The sequence below is a fragment of the Streptomyces sp. NPDC002566 genome (assembly GCF_042889585.1).
Taxonomy (GTDB): Bacteria; Actinomycetota; Actinomycetes; order Streptomycetales; family Streptomycetaceae; genus Streptomyces.
Genome location: NZ_JBIARD010000003.1, coordinates 14,930 through 30,150, shown reverse-complemented (window position 1 = coordinate 30,150; position 15,221 = coordinate 14,930). Strand labels below are relative to the sequence as shown.

The 15,221-nt window shown below is 71.2% G+C and carries 14 protein-coding genes and 1 pseudogene; 10 read left to right on the top strand and 5 right to left on the bottom strand.

All coding sequences use genetic code 11. The features are described from left to right. Positions 1-15 precede the first annotated feature (15 nt). Positions 16-237, bottom strand: a complete 222-nt coding sequence (locus ACFYXA_RS12955; protein ID WP_389031822.1) for a DUF397 domain-containing protein — start codon at positions 235-237, stop codon at positions 16-18. After that, positions 234-1,100 (bottom strand): helix-turn-helix domain-containing protein, encoded by an 867-nt coding sequence (locus ACFYXA_RS12950; protein WP_389031819.1) that lies wholly within the window; start codon positions 1,098-1,100, stop codon positions 234-236. Before ACFYXA_RS12950 ends, ACFYXA_RS12955 begins: the two co-directional genes overlap by 4 nt. Before the next feature lie 154 nt (positions 1,101-1,254). Between ACFYXA_RS12950 and ACFYXA_RS12945 the strand changes: the two genes are divergently transcribed. From ACFYXA_RS12945 to ACFYXA_RS12920, 6 genes are all read left to right on the top strand, one after another. After that, positions 1,255-1,728 carry an ATP-binding protein gene (locus tag ACFYXA_RS12945; protein ID WP_389031816.1) on the top strand — a complete coding sequence of 158 codons (474 nt, stop codon included), beginning with the start codon at positions 1,255-1,257 and terminating at the stop codon, positions 1,726-1,728. Between the two features lie 127 nt (positions 1,729-1,855). Continuing rightward, positions 1,856-4,060 carry an AAA family ATPase gene (locus ACFYXA_RS12940; protein WP_389031813.1) on the top strand — a complete coding sequence of 735 codons (2,205 nt, stop codon included), beginning with the start codon at positions 1,856-1,858 and terminating at the stop codon, positions 4,058-4,060. 20 nt (positions 4,061-4,080) lie between these two features. Next, positions 4,081-5,295 carry an McrC family protein gene (locus ACFYXA_RS12935; protein ID WP_389031810.1) on the top strand — a complete coding sequence of 405 codons (1,215 nt, stop codon included), beginning with the start codon at positions 4,081-4,083 and terminating at the stop codon, positions 5,293-5,295. Between the two features lie 706 nt (positions 5,296-6,001). After that, complete coding sequence (gene fabG / locus ACFYXA_RS12930) at positions 6,002-6,706, top strand: 3-oxoacyl-[acyl-carrier-protein] reductase (protein ID WP_351096788.1); 705 nt, start codon at positions 6,002-6,004, stop codon at positions 6,704-6,706. A 5-nt stretch (positions 6,707-6,711) separates the two neighbouring features. Then, the gene (fabI, locus tag ACFYXA_RS12925) at positions 6,712-7,479 is read left to right on the top strand and encodes an enoyl-ACP reductase FabI (protein ID WP_130437479.1); all 768 of its coding nucleotides are present in this window, start codon (positions 6,712-6,714) and stop codon (positions 7,477-7,479) included. Positions 7,480-7,642: 163 nt separating this feature from the next. Continuing rightward, complete coding sequence (locus ACFYXA_RS12920) at positions 7,643-7,993, top strand: hypothetical protein (RefSeq protein ID WP_352247682.1); 351 nt, start codon at positions 7,643-7,645, stop codon at positions 7,991-7,993. A gap of 4 nt (positions 7,994-7,997) precedes the next feature. Here the strand turns inward: ACFYXA_RS12920 and ACFYXA_RS12915 are convergent, their stop codons facing one another. Further along, a complete protein-coding gene (locus ACFYXA_RS12915; RefSeq protein ID WP_389031804.1) occupies positions 7,998-8,684 on the bottom strand; it encodes a FadR/GntR family transcriptional regulator in 687 nt (228 codons plus the stop codon). Between the two features lie 142 nt (positions 8,685-8,826). Here ACFYXA_RS12915 and ACFYXA_RS12910 point away from each other — a divergent pair. From ACFYXA_RS12910 to ACFYXA_RS12895, 4 genes and pseudogenes are all read left to right on the top strand, one after another. Further along, a pseudogene (locus tag ACFYXA_RS12910) lies at positions 8,827-10,091 on the top strand (CynX/NimT family MFS transporter). A gap of 633 nt (positions 10,092-10,724) precedes the next feature. Further along, on the top strand, positions 10,725-10,841 hold the full coding sequence (locus ACFYXA_RS12905; protein WP_278044734.1) for an SGM_5486 family transporter-associated protein: 117 nt from the start codon (positions 10,725-10,727) through the stop codon (positions 10,839-10,841). Between the two features lie 185 nt (positions 10,842-11,026). Then, positions 11,027-11,236: a hypothetical protein gene (locus ACFYXA_RS12900; protein ID WP_352247686.1), complete on the top strand. Its 210-nt coding sequence runs from the start codon at positions 11,027-11,029 to the stop codon at positions 11,234-11,236. Between the two features lie 108 nt (positions 11,237-11,344). Then, positions 11,345-11,863 (top strand): SixA phosphatase family protein, encoded by a 519-nt coding sequence (locus ACFYXA_RS12895; RefSeq protein ID WP_389031799.1) that lies wholly within the window; start codon positions 11,345-11,347, stop codon positions 11,861-11,863. 56 nt (positions 11,864-11,919) lie between these two features. Here the strand turns inward: ACFYXA_RS12895 and serB are convergent, their stop codons facing one another. Together serB and ACFYXA_RS12885 are read right to left on the bottom strand one after the other, a co-directional pair. Continuing rightward, on the bottom strand, positions 11,920-13,131 hold the full coding sequence (gene serB / locus ACFYXA_RS12890) for a phosphoserine phosphatase SerB (protein WP_352247688.1): 1,212 nt from the start codon (positions 13,129-13,131) through the stop codon (positions 11,920-11,922). 132 nt (positions 13,132-13,263) lie between these two features. Further along, a complete protein-coding gene (locus tag ACFYXA_RS12885; protein ID WP_389031795.1) occupies positions 13,264-15,198 on the bottom strand; it encodes a streptophobe family protein in 1,935 nt (644 codons plus the stop codon). Between the last annotated feature and the right edge of the window lie 23 nt (positions 15,199-15,221).

Genomic DNA, 15,221 nt, shown 5'->3' with positions numbered 1-15,221 from the left:
CGGCCACTCGCGTACTCAGAGCTCGCCGGCGAACACACCCGCGCGGAAGGCCGCCCACTCCGACGCGGTGAACCGCAGAGGCTCCCGCTCCGGGTTCTTCGAGTCCCGTACCGCCCGGCCGCCGCCAGGCAGTTCGGCTATCTCGACGCAGTCGTTCTCGGCGCCGCTTGCGGATGCCTTGCGCCAAGCAGCGTCAGTGAGGTCCAAGGCATACAGGTCGGTCTTGCGGTCGGTCACTGTCTCAGGCCTTCTTCCAGTTCGGCGATGCGGACGAGCGAGTCCTCCACGGAGAGCGCCGTAGCCCGGATACGCTCGTACGCCCTCTCGAAGGGCGCCGCGTCTTCACCCTCAACGTAAGTCGCGCTCCCGGCGTTCTCCAAGAGGACAACATCCGGTAGTGGGGGCCTGAACTTGGTGAGGCTGAACCCTCCTTCGAGCCCTGGATGTGCGGTGGAGCCCAGCGGCATGACCTGGACGGTCACGTTGGGGAGTTCGGAGGCGTCCATCAGTTTGCGAAGCTGTTCGCGCATGGTGGCCGGACGCGCGGCGAACCGCTGGTGCAGCGCGGCCTCGTGGATGATGGCCCACAGTTCCAGCGGAGTGCCCGGCCGGGTCAGTACGGACTGTCGCGCCATGCGGACCTCCGCGAGCGCGGCCACCTCCTCGGGCGTTCGGGTCGTCGTGATTCCGGTGATCGTCTCGCGGGCGTAGGCGGCGGTCTGGAGCAGCCCCGGGATCAGCAGCGGGGTCCAGGCGCAGACCTGCTCGGCGTCCGATTCCAGGGAGATGTAGTCGGCGTACGCAGGCTGCACGATCCCCGAGTAGGCCTGCCACCAGCCCTTCTTCGTGGTGTCACTGCGTAGCGTCTCCAGTACGGAGCACACGTCCGGGTCTGTCACCCCGTACACCTTGAGCAGTACGGCCAAGTCGCCGGGCCTGATGCCCTGAAACGCGTTCTCGATCTTCGACATCTTCGGGCCGTTCCATCCCATCGCCTCGGCGGCCTGATCGAGGCTGAGGCCCGCTTCGTTGCGGAACCTGCGCAGGGTTGCTCCGAGGCGACGCCGTCGGACTGTCGGAACCATGGGGGAGTTGGGCATGTGGCAAGCCTGCACCGAACACGAGGCTCCTGGGCACGAGTCGCTGGATCCGTCACCCGATTGGGTAGAAAGGTTGCGATCGATCGAGGAATGGGTCCAACCTCAACCTGGCTGCAACCGCGCCAAGTTGGCGAGCGAACCCCAAGGAGCCCTTGTGTGCCTCACCCCCCACCCCATCACTTCCGCCGCCTCCCTGGGTCACTACCTCACTCCCACCCCCACCGGCTTCACCCTCCACATGTCCGCCTCCCCGCGAAACCTCCACGCCGCCCGAGGGCTCACCGCCCAAGCCCTGCGCGGCACTGGCGCCGGACCCGACATGGTTGATGCCGCCCAGCTCGTCCTGTCCGAGCTGTACGGGAACGCGGTGCGCGCCTGCGGCGACTACGTGCCGTTGGTCGCCGAGGTGGAGGCCGTACCGACCGGGGTGTGGGTGCGGCTGCACGACCCGGACGGGAGCCGACACCCACGACGTGTGCCCGGCGTCCGACTCGACGACGCTCAGGCCGAGTCGGGGCGCGGTCTGCCCCTCATGGACCTGCTCGCCCCCGGCTGGGACGTGGTGACCACGCCCGTTGGGAAGCAGGTCCGCTGCCTGCTGTCGCCGGACCTCGGCGGAGCCAACTGACCGTACGGGCAACCGGTCATCGGCAGGCGGGGCGGGCGGGGCAGGCGGCGCACCGGTGACTGTCAGTGCTGGGAGTTAGTCTCTCCGGTGGGTGGAGTTGAAGGTCAGCTCCGGACGGAGGGAACCCGTGACCACGCCTTTCGAGGTCAGCGCCAGAGCAGTCCACCGGGCGGCGACGATCCTTCTCGAGCACACCCAGGACGGCCTCCCTTTCCGACGGCTGTGGCCGCTCATCCAGGAGGCTGACCCCGACCTGGAGGACGACTTCTGGGGCGTCGCCCCGAATGCCACACGGGGTGTCGACGTCAACCTCAGCCACAACGCCACCAGTCTCGTCAAGGCGGGCTGGCTCTGCCGCAGGCGTCGGGTGTGGCGGCTGACGGGGTTGGGTGTTCAGGCCCTCGCCGAGTATCCGAAGCCGGTCGACTTCCTCAGCGAGGCGGGGGAGCGCTACATGGACTGGCGCAGGAACCGCGACGCGTTCGACGCGGCCGCCGCCCTGCTCCAGCTCCTCCCCGACGGTCGCTGGCTGGACATCGAGGACCTCGCCGCCGAGTACGAGGTCGACGCGTACACACTCGCCTCGGTCTTCCAGGGCACCCGCCCCGACGGCTGGTACCTCGCGCTCGACCACGAGGGCACGACCGTCGGGATGGGCATCACACTGCTGGCGAACGAGATCGAGACCTGGCGGAACTTGCTCAGTGAGGACGGTCTCCTCGACGAGCAGTATTCAAGCCAGGACGTCGTACGGGCGCTTCCCGGAAGGAGACTGACACGGGAGGAGATCACTGCCCTCGTTCTCGGCGAACCGGCCGACGACCCAGTCCTGCCCGAGCGGCCCCGCAAGGTCTGGGTGCTGCGCGGTACGGACGAGGGCGGTGCGAGCCTCATCCGTACGCTCTGGCGTGAGGAGTCCGTGGTCACCCTCGACGCCGGACGCATGTCACCGCTGCCCGAGGGCGCGGGCCCGCAGCGGGTGCGCAAGGCCGTCGATGACGCATACGAATCGTCGTCGATCGGCCGCAGGGAGGAGCTGGCCAAGGAGCTGCACACCTTCGTCGCCCGGATACAGGATGGCGACATCGTGGTCTGCACCGACGGCGCCAAGGGATACCTCGGAGTGGTGGGCGGCCCGGCCGTGTACGTGTCGGGCACCGCGGGCGCGTACCGGCGCAAGGTCGACTGGCGCAACCTCGACGCCCCGCTCGACATCGCCAAGGACCTCGGCGACGCGCTGCTCGGCCGGCTCGGGGATGCCGACGCCCGGATCGTCGACATAAGTGAGTTCGCGCCCCGCCTCGAAGCTCTCATAGGGCCGGATCCTGTGGAGGAGGTGCCGCCCGCCGACATCGAGCCTCAACTGCCTGACGTCACCGCGGCGTTGCTGGAGGAACTCACCCAGGACGAGAACTCGACCTGGCTCCAGGAGTGCGTGGAGCTGCTGCGTGTGAAGCCCCAGTTGGTCTTCCACGGGCCGCCCGGCACCGGCAAGACGTACACCGCGCTGGCACTCGCCCGCCATTTGACCGGCGGAAACCCCGGCAACGTACGGCTCGTGCAGTTTCACCCGGCCTATTCCTATGAGGACTTCTTCGAGGGCATCCGGCCCAGGCTCGCCAAACCGGGTGCCGAGACGCGGTCGGAGGACGGCGGCTCGGGAGTGGTCTTCCACCTCGCGAAGGGCCCACTGCGCAGGCTCGCCGACGCGGCCGAACTCAGGCCCGCCGAGATCTTCGTCCTGGTCATCGACGAGATGACGCGCGGCAATCTCGCCAAGGTCTTCGGTGAGTTGTACTTCCTGCTCGAATACCGCAAGCAGTACATCCATCTCCAGTACGGCTCGGACGAGGGCAACGGCTTCCGGCTGCCGCCCAATCTGTTCATCCTCGGCACCATGAACACCACGGACCGCAGCGTCTCCCTCATGGACGCGGCGATGCGGCGGCGCTTCTCCTTCATGGAACTGCATCCTGAAGTCGAGCCGCTGGCAGGCATGCTGGAGCGCTGGCTCGACGGCCAGGGCCGGTCCCAGGACGCGGCGAAACTCCTGGTTGAACTCAACAGGCGCATCGGCGACAGTCCCTCGGGCGACCAGGAATTCCGTATCGGCCCGTCCTACTTCATGCAGCCGCTAGCACACGGCGGCCGTGGCGCACTCGAACGGCTGTGGCGGACCCAGATCATCCCGCTGCTCACCGAGTTCCACTGGGGGGACGGCACCGACGTAGCGGCCGACTACGCGCTCGACGTGCTGCTCAGCCACCTCGGGCTCGGCGAGGAAGCCGCTGACGACGCCGAGACGGCTAACGGCAGTGGTGGTGCCCCGTGACGGCCGTCCCACTGGTCCGGTTGAAGGAGGCTGACGGCTGGAGGGAGTGGCAGCTCACCCCCGAGCAGATCGTGGCCCTCGACGAAAGCGAACTCGTTCGGGTGCGGCCCTCCCGTCGGATCGGCTGGTGCCGCCTGGAGGCCCGCGATCGGGTCGGCGTCGCCAGAGTCGGCCACGGCAGGGCGCAGGTCCAGCTCTCGGTCACACCTAAGGTGACCGTGGACCGACTCCTCTACCTCCTTGGTTACGCTGACGAGGAGTGGCTCCACGACGGCGGTCCGGTGGACGTTGCGACCCGCGCCGATCTCCTGCCGGCCCTCGCGCGTGCTTACACGCGAGCCGTCCAGAGAGCCCTGCGGCAAGGAGTGCTGCTCGGCTACCGGGAGACGGAGGCATCCGAACCTGTACTGCGCGGAAGGCTCCGGGCGGCGGCACAGATGAGCCGCCGGCCCGGCCTTGCCCTGCCGCTGGAGGTCGCCTACGACGAGCACACCGTCGACATAGCGGAGAACCAGCTGCTGCTCGGCGCCGCACGGCGGCTGCTGCGCGTTCCAGGAGTCGGCGGGGCACAGCGCACGACCCTCCACGCTCTGGCCGCACGCCTCGACGGGGTGACCCCACCGGTTCTCGGCGCCCCGCTCCCACTTTGGCGACGGGACCGACTGAACTCCCGCTATCACCGGCCGCTCGCCCTCGCCGAAGTCATCCTCGGGGGGGCGTCGTACGAACTCGAGGATGGGCGGGCCGTCACCGTGGACGGCGTGATGTTCCAGATGTGGCGGGTGTACGAAGCGTTCCTTGCCCGCGCGCTGGGGGAGGCGCTGATCCGTAGAGCGGGCGGCAGGTACAAGACGCAGGATCGTGACCACTTCTTTGGGGCGCCCCGCAAGTACGTCCTAAAACCCGACCTGATCCACTACTTCCCGGTGCCCACTGGTGGACGCCGGGCCGCCGTGGTCGTCGACGCAAAGTACAAGCGCGGCTTCCACCGCGACGACCTTTACCAGATGCTCGCGTACTGCGTGCGCCTCGGTCTCACGGATGGTCATCTGGTGTACGCGTCCGGCCGCGCTGATGTTGTACGGGTGCCGGTGGGCGGCGGCGAAGTCAGACTGCACCGCCACGTGGTGGACCTGAACCAGAGTCCACAACAGATGAACCGGAGCATTGACGGGCTTGCTAGAGCGGTACTGAAACACATAGCCACGAAGGGTCCGCAAGGTGTGGGTACGTAGGTACATTCAGCGGGGCGAGACATTCCAAGGTCACTCGACACGGGAACGTTATCGCCATACTGTTCCCGGCGGAAAGCCCCCTGCAGCGGTGCGCGCACTTGGTGGCGGCGCGCAAAATCATGTTGCCTCGGCAGGCCGTCAAAGCAGGCCGCGTCACCATGTCCCCGACAGTGTCGACCCGCTGGCCACCCTCCTCGCGGAGCGCGAGGAGGACCACCGTTGATCTACGTGGACTCCTCGGCGCGCGTCGCCTGGATGTCTCGCCGCAACTACTGGACCGCGCTGGACGCTTATCTCGGCGACGCAGGGAGGCGTCCTATGGCCACGAGCAGTCTGGGCTGTGTCGAAACGATTCGCAGGCTCGACCTGATGGGGACGTTCCCGGCGCCATGGCCGAGCTGGAACGCAGAGCGGGCGAAATCCTGCTGACTTCGGAGGTGCGACAAACAGCTGCCGCGCTGACCGGCCGCCTGCCCACGGCGGCCACCGTTCATGTGGCCAGCGCGCTGTCTCGGAGACATCCTCCCGCCTTGCCGTCACCAGCCCATTCCGGGGGCGTGGGCGGTCAGGCCTGCCGCGTCCGGGTGGTGACTGTGGGGACCCGACAGTTCCCGCCGCGACGCCCTGTCGCCCCCGGCTTCGGCGGCCGGTCCCTCGGAAGGATAGTTTCGACGAGTACCAGACTGCCGATCGAAAGGGTGATCCGTTGAGCCGCTCGGTTCTCGTCACCGGAGGAAACCGGGGCATCGGCCTCGCCATCGCCCGCGCGTTCGCCGACGCCGGCGACAAGGTCGCGATCACGTACCGCTCGGGGGAGCCGCCGGCCGGCTTCCTGGCCGTCAAGTGCGACATCACCGACCCCGAGCAGGTGGAGCAGGCCTACAAGGAGGTCGAGGAGGCCCACGGCAACGTCGAGGTCCTCGTCGCCAACGCCGGCGTCACCAAGGACCAGCTGCTGATGCGCATGTCCGAGGAGGACTTCGCGTCCGTCATCGACACCAACCTCACCGGCACCTTCCGTGTGGTCAAGCGCGCCAACCGCGGCATGCTGCGCGCCAAGAAGGGCCGCGTCGTGCTGATCTCCTCGGTCGTCGGGCTGCTCGGCTCCGCGGGCCAGGCCAACTACGCCGCGTCCAAGGCCGGTCTGGTCGGCTTCGCGCGATCCCTGGCCCGTGAGCTGGGCTCGCGCAACATCACCTTCAACGTCGTCGCGCCCGGATTCGTCGACACCGACATGACCAAGGCGCTCACCGACGAGCAGCGCGAGGGCATCGTCTCCCAGGTGCCGCTCGGCCGGTACGCGCAGCCGGAGGAGATCGCCGCGACGGTGCGGTTCCTCGCCTCGGACGACGCCTCGTACATCACTGGAGCCGTCATCCCCGTTGACGGCGGACTGGGAATGGGTCACTGATCACCATGAGCGGAATTCTCGAGGGCAAGCGCGTCCTGATCACCGGTGTGCTGATGGAGTCCTCCATCGCCTTCCACGCCGCCAAGCTGGCCCAGGAGCAGGGCGCCGAGATCATCCTCACCGCGTTCCCGCGGCCCACGCTGACCGAGCGCATCGCCAGGAAGCTGCCGAAGCCGACCAAGGTCATCGAGCTCGACGTCACCAACGACGAGCACCTCGGGCGCCTCGCCGACATCGTGGGCGAGGAGCTCGGCGGCCTCGACGGCGTCGTCCACTCCATCGGCTTCGCGCCCCAGGACGCGCTCGGCGGCAACTTCCTCAACACGCCGTTCGAGTCGGTCGCCACGGCCATGCACGTCTCGGCGTACTCCCTGAAGTCGCTCACCATGGCCTGCCTGCCGCTGATGCAGAACGGCGGCTCGGTCGTCGGTCTGACCTTCGACGCCCAGTTCGCCTGGCCGCAGTACGACTGGATGGGCCCCGCCAAGGCCGCCCTGGAGGCCACCAGCCGCTACATGGCCCGCGACCTCGGCAAGCAGAACATCCGCTGCAACCTCGTCTCGGCGGGTCCCATCGGCTCCATGGCCGCCAAGTCCATCCCGGGCTTCGGCGAGCTGGCCTCCGTGTGGGACACCCGCTCCCCGCTGGAGTGGGACCTCAAGGACCCCGAGCCCGCCGGCCGCGGCATCGTCGCGCTGCTGAGCGACTGGTTCCCGAAGACCACCGGCGAGATCATCCACGTCGACGGCGGTCTGCACGCCATCGGCGCCTGACGCCCGACAGCGCGCAGCACGGGTGATGGCCCGCGTCCGGGAGGGCGCGGGCCATCACCCGTTCGGCCTAGCTGACCGGGCGCGGGGCGGGTCCGGCACGCCACTCTGAGGTGCGGGTTCGTCACCGCGGTCCCCTCCCCAGCACGGTCGAGGAGGTTCCCTTGTGCGCCTGTCTCGCAGCCTCGCCCCACTGACCGTCGCCGTCTGCCTCGTCCTCGCGCTGCCGTACGACGCGCTGTCGCACACACGCGTGGAGGCACCGGAACCCACCGCCACCCCGGAGTCGCTCGGCGCGGAATGCCGGATCGACGTCCGCGGCTCCCATGTGGTCGCCCACTGCCACAATCCCGACGCCGGCGTCGACCGCGTTCGCCTGCACATCGAGTGCGCGCGCTGGTGGGACCTCGACACCGACACCGCCCCCGCCGACGCCGGGCCCGCCATGACCGTACGACTGGCCGGCCGCTGCTGGATGGAGGTCCGCGCGGCCTGGGTCAGCCATCAGTGGCGGTGAGCCCTCACGCGGGGGCGGTGAAGCGTCCGGGCCTGCACTGGAACGGATAGCCCGCCGCCTCCGCGCCGGCCGCCGCCGCGTCCCGGGCCCGGATCGCGTCCACCAGAGGCGCGTGGTCCATGTACGCCTCCGGCGTCAGCTCCTCGCCGACGTCGGCGCGCAGCCAGTCCCGCAGCACCTCGCCCAGGTCCGCGTACATCGCCGTCATCGCGTCGTTGTGGGACGCGGCCACCACCGCCAGGTGGAACGTCGCGTCCGCCGCGACGAACGCCTCCGCGTCGCCCGACCGCCACGCCTCCTCGCGCCGCCGCAGCAGCGCGTCGAGCTGCTTGAGGTCCCTCTCGGTACGCCGCTCGGCGGCCAGCTTCGCGGCGCCCGACTCCAGCGTGGAGCGCAGCTCGGCGATGTGCCGGGGGTCGGCGCCGGCGAATCGGCGGTGCATCACGCCGGCCAGCTCGCTCGTGGCGACGACGTAGGTGCCCGAACCCTGCCGGATGTCCAGCAGGCCGTTGTGCGCCAGCGCGCGGACCGCCTCCCGGACCGTGTTCCGGGCGACGCCGAGCTGCTCGACCAGCGCCGGTTCCGTCGGGATGCGTGAGCCCACCGGCCACTCGCCCGAGGTGATCTGGGTGCGCAGCGCGGCGATGACCTGTTCGGAGAGAGCCGAGCGGCGGGGATGGCTCAGGGGCATGGCACACCTTCGTCCGGACGGAATGGACAGTCAATCATCCTATGATTCTATGATGGGCGACATGGTGAGCGAGGAGAACACGGAGACACGGACGTCTACGTCCACGACCCTGCCCGGCGCGCGGGCGGCCGAGGGCGATCCGATGCGGACGACGGACATGTCTCTGTCCGCGAGCCGGCCGCCCAGTACGCCCACGCGCGCGTGGCGGACGCGACTGGTCGTGGTGGGCATCGTGCTGGCCGCCCTCAACCTCCGCCCCGCCATCACCAGCCTCGGCGCCCTCCTCGAAGAGGTCCGCGACGACCTCGGCATGAGCGGCAGCGTCGCCGGCCTGCTCACCTCGGTGCCGCCGCTCTGCTTCGCTGTCTTCGGCCTGGCCGCACCCCGGCTCGCCCGCCGCTTCGGTCCGGGCGCGGTCGTCTGCGCGGGCATGGCCGCCATCGGCGCGGGCCTGCTCATACGGCCCTGGGCCGGCGGCACGGCCGGCTTCCTGGCCGCCAGCGCCCTCGCCCTCATGGGCATCGCCGTCAGCAACGTCCTGATGCCCGCCATCGTCAAGCGCTGGTTCCCCGACCGGGTCGGCTCCATGACCGGGCTGTACTCCATGGCCCTCGCCCTCGGCACCGCGACCGCCGCCGCGGCCACCGTGCCCGTGACCGAGGCGCTCGGCGGCGACTGGCGGCTGGGACTCGCCGTCTGGGCCGCCCTCGCCGCGGCGGCTGTCCTCCCGTGGCTGGCGCTCACACGCGAGCGGGGCGAGGCGACCTCGGCACGCACTGAGGCCGCCACCGGCGGGGCTGTCGGCGGCGGGGCTGCCGGCGGGCTGCGGATGACCCGGAGCCGCACCGCCTGGGCGCTCGCCGTGTCTTCGGGCTCCAGGCCACCGCCGCCTACATCACCATGGGCTGGATGGCGCAGATCTTCCGCGACTCGGGAGTCGCCGCCGGCACGGCCGGTCTGCTGCTCGCCGTCACCATGGCGATGGGCGTGCCGCTGGCGTTCGTCATCCCGCGCGTGGCGACCCGGCTGCCGCACCAGGGGCCGATCGTCATCGCGCTGGGCCTGTGCGGACTCGCCGGATACGCCGGCCTCTACGTCGCGCCCGCCGGCGGCGCCTGGGCGTGGGCGCTGCTGCTCGGCGTCTCCAACTGCGCGTTTCCGCTGGCGCTCACGATGGTCGGGATGCGCGCCAGGACGGGCGCGGGCGTGGCCCAGCTGTCGGCCTTCGCGCAGAGCACCGGCTACCTGATCTCCATCCCGGGCCCGCTGCTGGTCGGGGTGCTCTACCAGCACAGCGGCGGCTGGGGACTGCCCCTCGCGCTGATGGCGGCGCTCATGGTCCCGCAGATGGCGGTGGGCGTCCTGGCAGGCCGCGACCGCACGGTGGAGGACGAGGCAGCCCGCTGACGCGGGGTATCGGCTCCTCACCGACCTCGGCGACCGCCCCGGTGACACGGGTCGACCGCTCCCCGCTGCCCCGGAGGGTCCGCTGGCCCGGGCGACCGTCTCGCTGTCGAGGCGGCGGTTCCGCTTGTGCCGGCGGGCGGCCGCCTCGGGCCTGCCGGGCGGTCGCCCTTGCTGGGCCCCGCGACCGTCTCGCGGAGTAGGCGGTGTCTCCGCTTGTCCCGGCGGGCTGCCGCCCCGGATCTGCTGGGCGGTGGCCCCCGCTGGTCCCGGTGAGCGTCCCGCTGAGCGAGGCGGTGGCTCTGCTTGTCCCGGTGGGCTGTCGCCCTCGGGCCTGCCGGGCAGTGGTCCCTGCTGGCCGTGGCGAGCGTCCCACTTGTCGAGGCGGCGGCTCCGGTCGTCCCGGCGGGCTGCCGCCTCGAGCCTGCCCGGCGGTGGTACCTGCCGGCCGACGGCCGGCCTCGCGGACACGGACCGCCCCCCGGCCGACGGCCCCCCAGGCCTCCCGAACGGTCACTGAACCCGCCGCCGTCGCAGCCCCCGGGACCATCGCCCCGCCGACAAGAGCCCGATCCCGGCGGGTCCTCGGCGTACCCCCGGACCATGCCCCCGTGCGCCGGGTGCGAGACTTGGTTCATGCCAGTGCTCGATCCGAATCCCGGGAACGGCCAGAAGAAGATGCTGCTCGTCTTCGGCTCGTTCTTCCTCATCTTCGTGGTCATCGCCGTCATCGCGACGATCGCCTCGCCCTGACGCACCCGCCGCCCGCGCGCCGATCCTCCGCACGACGGTGGGGTTAACCCCCCATCCCCTAGGGGGCCAGGGTCAGGGTCAAGTGGGTGGATCACCGGATGGGCCGCGGGCCTCCGCGTCCGTATCTTCGAAGTGTGGCCGCAGGGGGCGGTCCACGGACCACTCGAAGCCCAGCGGAGGCACCCATGTCGGCGCACACGCAGACCCGGCCCCACCCGGCCGCCCAGCGCGGCGGCGTCGGCGCCCTGCTGCCCTGGTGGGCGCTCGCCCTGCCCGTCCTCGCCTTCGTCGGCCTGCTCCTGCTGATAATCAACCCCTCCGACGCCCACGCCGCCACGGACGACCCGGTGATCGCACAGCTCGCCGACCACGTGAGGCAACTGCTCGCGCGGTAGGAAAGTCGATCACGCCCCGGGCACACGCCTCACACACCCCGGGTCACCGGTGAAGACCCATGTCAACTCCCTGCGCCACATGGCGTGTTTCATGCGAAGCTGGGAGCCATGAGCGTCGCAGAACCCCGCAGGATCGTCCTCTTCCGGCATGCGAAAGCCGACTGGCCACAGGTGACCGACCACGAGCGGCCGCTCGCGGAGCGGGGCCGCCAGGACGCCGCCGTCGCCGGACGCAAGCTGACCGACACCGGCATCTCCATCGACCTCGCCCTGTGCTCCACCGCGACCCGGACCAGGGAGACGTGGAAGCTCGCCGTCCATGAGTTCCCGCACCGGCCGAAGACCGTCTACGAGGAGCGGATCTACGAGGCTTCCCCGGGCGAGCTGATCGCCCTGCTCAACGAGACGCCGGACGACGTCCGCAACCTCATCCTGGTCGGCCACAACCCCGGCGTCCAGGGCCTCGCCGACATTCTCTCCGGCACGTCGGAGGGGGACGCTCGCGAGCGGATGAACGGCCGCGGCTTCCCCGCCGCCGCCTTCGCCGTCGTCTCCTTCGACGGCCCCTGGAAGTCCCTGGAGCCCGGCACGGGCACGCTGCTCGACTACTGGGCGCCCTCGGAGTGAAGATCCCGTGACGGTGACGCGGGGCCCGGCATCCCACCGGGCCCCGGCGACCGGGACTACTCGACGTGCGTGTCCGCCGCCTCCACCTCTTCGCGGGTGACGCCCAGCAGGTACAGGACGGTGTCCAGGAACGGCACGTTCACCGCCGTGTGCGCGGCCTGGCGTACGACGGGCTTCGCGTTGAAGGCGACGCCGAGACCGGCCGCGTTCAGCATGTCCAGATCGTTCGCGCCGTCACCGATCGCCACCGTCTGGGAGAGCGGCACGCCCGCCTCCGCGGCGAACCGGCGCAGCAGCCGCGCCTTGCCCGCGCGGTCCACTATCTCGCCGGTGACCCGGCCGGTCAGCTTGCCGTCGACGATCTCCAGCGTGTTGGCCTGGGCGAAGTCCAGCCCGAGCCGCCCCTTCAGATCGTCGGTGACCTGGGTGAAGCCGCCGGAGACGACGCCCACCTGGTAGCCGAGCCGCTTGAGGGTGCGGATCAGGGTGCGCGCGCCCGGTGTCAGCCGCACCTCGGCGCGCACCTTCTCCACGACCGAGGCGTCCAGTCCCTCCAGCAGCGCCACACGCGCGTGCAGTGACTGCTCGAAGTCGATCTCGCCGCGCATCGCCGCCGCGGTCACCTCGGCGACCTTGTCCTCACAGCCGGCGTGCGCGGCGAAGAGCTCGATCACCTCGTCCTGGATCAGGGTGGAGTCCACGTCCATCACGATGAGCCGCTGGGCCCGCCGGTGCAGGCCCGCCGCCACCACGGCCACGTCGACGCCGAGCGCCGCCGCCTCGGTGACCAGGGCCGTGCGCAGGGGTTCCGTCTCCACGCCGGACACGGCGAACTCGACTGCCGTGACGGGGTACTTGGCGAGCCGGAAGATACGGTCGATGTTGCCGCCGACCTTGGTGATCCGGGCGGCGACGGCGGCCGTCGCCTCCGCCGTCAGCGGATGCCCGAGCACGGTGACGAGGGAGCGGCCGAGGCCACGGGGCCGGTTGTCGCCGATGCCGGAGATGATCTCCGCCTGCATCTTCATCGACTCCGCCCAGCTGTGGACGGTCTTGCGCAGCTCCCCCTCCATCCCCTTCGGCGGCTCGGTCACGAGCGCGCACAGCACCATCCGTCCCCGCGTGACGACCTGCTCGATGTCGACCACGTCGACGGAGTAGGCGGCGAGGGTGTCGAAGAGACCTGCCGTGATGCCCGGCCTGTCCTTGCCGAAGATCTTGACGAGGAGAGTCGGGACGTCGGAGGACGTGATCTGTGAAGCGTTCATGGTGGTATCCACCGTATCCGGGACGCCCTGCCCACCGCCGCCGAGGTCCGCCTGACGGACAGCGAACTCCAGGTGTCGTGCGGGTGACATCGAGTGAGCCCCGGCCGGTCACCGAGGGGCCGCCCCGACCGGTCACCGGTCGGGCGGGGGAGGGGACCGCGGCGGGGGAGGCGGCGGTGGCAGCCGGCAGTCGCCCGGCGAACGCTCCTCGGAGTCGTCCCTCCGCGCCGGCGAACGCGGCGGAGGACCGACGGGCCCGATCATGGTCGGAGCGTTGTGAAGACCGCCCCCCGGCCCCGCGTCCTCCGGCCCCGCGTCCTCCGGCCCCGCGTCCCCCGGCCCCCGCATAGGCTCCGGCCCCCGCAAAGTCTCCGGTATCCGCAGATACGGATTCGTCGCCGGGTTGGGCGGCCGGTAAGGCGTCCCCGGGGCGTACGGCCCGCCCGAGTCGCCCGCCGCCGAGTCGCCCGCCCCCGAACCGCCCGCCGCCGAGCCGCCCCCGCCGGACCCCGGGCCACGCCCACCCCGGGACGGAGAAGCCGCAGTCGCCGCCACCTCTCCCCGGGCCGATGCCGACGCCCGTCCACCCGCCGCTCCGGTCGCCCACGCCAGCAGCGCGCCGACGGCTCCCGCCGCCGCGCCCCACACCGCGCCGAGGAGCAGCGCCATGCCGAGGCGGCCGTGCAGGTCGAGACCGGCCCCGAAGGCGTCGAAGCCGAGCACCGACAGGGAGGCGTCCACGGACACACCCGTCAGCCAGGCGAGCAGCGGCGACGCCACCGCCGTAGCGGCCCCCAAGGGCAGCGCGCACCCCGCGGCGAAGCCGGCCAACCCCGGCTCACGGCCGACCGCACCCCTCCGCACCGGAGTCCGTACTGCCGTCAACACCCCCGCCAGCAGCATCATCGCGGCCACAGCGACCCCCAACAGCCAGACACGCGAGTCCAGTTCGGTCAGGCGGGCGAGCGTCACCGGCTGGTCGGTGCGCACGGCGAGCAAGTCGTCCACAGGGTCCGGCAGTACGTGCGTCAGCGCGCCCGTCGCACGGCCGTCGAAGGGGACGAACAGGCCCAGGCCGACGCCCAGCCACACCCCGTTCGGTGCGCCGAGCAGCGCCGCTCCGGCTATCCGCTTCGGGTGGTCGTCGCCGACCGCCGCGTAAGCCGCCGCCGCGAACCCGGCCGCCACGGCGACCAGCAGTACCGTCACGACGGCGGACACCGCGGGCCGCACCACCCGGTGGACCGCCTCCCACCCGCGAGGAAGAGGCGTACGGCGCGAGGCCAGCAGGGCGATCAGCAGCACCCCCGCCGACCAGCCCACCGCGCCCAGCAGCGTCGGCACGGTGTCGACGGTGAAGCCCACCGCCGCCCGCGCGTCGACGAGATCGCCGAGCCGGTCCGGCAACAGCCCCCCGACGCCGTCCAGATCACCGAGATCGCCCAGCCCGGGGACCGTGACGCCGCCCGCGCCCCCACCCCCGCCGGACAGGTCGTCCAGCCCCAGGGACGAGCCGTCGAACGTGATGACGTCGTGCCCCGCCCAGGCCAGCCCGCCCATCGTCGCCACGAACAGCGCGACCACCGACCCCGCCCGCGCCACGAGTTCGGCCGGCGCGATCACGGCTCCCGCCGTGCGCAGCGACCGCAGGAAGAACCACGACAGCAGCAGCGCCCCGACCAGGCTCACGCCCAGTGGCGTGATCTCGACGGCCGTCGTCGCCTGCGCCCCCGTCAGCCCGAACGCGGACACATCGCCCGACGGCTTCACCGAGCCGCCCGCGCCGAGCGCCACCACCGCGGCCGTCATCGGACCCAGCGAGCCCGCCGCGTCCGCCCCCAGCAGATGCAGCCCGAGCGCCGCCGTGCCCGCCATCGCGATCAACGCCCAACTCACCCCGGCGACCGCGCACACCAGCACATCCGCCCAGGGCACGCACGCTCCGTGCCTCCCGCCCCGGCCGCGCCCCCCGTTCCGGCCGTACCCCTCGCCCCGGCGTTTCCCCCCGCCCCGCCCGTTCCCCCCGCTCCGGACTCCGTCGCTCCCGACTCCGCTGTGGGCACTCATGCAGAACCCCCCGATCCGCGGCG

Bases quoted from the DNA above. Each gene is read 5' to 3' on its own strand.
- ACFYXA_RS12950 (WP_389031819.1), bottom strand. From the start codon at position 1,100: ATGCCCAACTCCCCCATGGTTCCGACAGTCCGACGGCGTCGCCTCGGA.
- fabI (WP_130437479.1), top strand. From the start codon at position 6,712: ATGAGCGGAATTCTCGAGGGCAAGCGCGTCCTGATCACCGGTGTGCTG.
- ACFYXA_RS12915 (WP_389031804.1), bottom strand. From the start codon at position 8,684: ATGCCCCTGAGCCATCCCCGCCGCTCGGCTCTCTCCGAACAGGTCATC.
- ACFYXA_RS12905 (WP_278044734.1), top strand. From the start codon at position 10,725: ATGCCAGTGCTCGATCCGAATCCCGGGAACGGCCAGAAGAAGATGCTG.
- ACFYXA_RS12900 (WP_352247686.1), top strand. From the start codon at position 11,027: ATGTCGGCGCACACGCAGACCCGGCCCCACCCGGCCGCCCAGCGCGGC.
- ACFYXA_RS12895 (WP_389031799.1), top strand. From the start codon at position 11,345: ATGAGCGTCGCAGAACCCCGCAGGATCGTCCTCTTCCGGCATGCGAAA.
- serB (WP_352247688.1), bottom strand. From the start codon at position 13,131: ATGAACGCTTCACAGATCACGTCCTCCGACGTCCCGACTCTCCTCGTC.
- ACFYXA_RS12885 (WP_389031795.1), bottom strand. From the start codon at position 15,198: ATGAGTGCCCACAGCGGAGTCGGGAGCGACGGAGTCCGGAGCGGGGGG.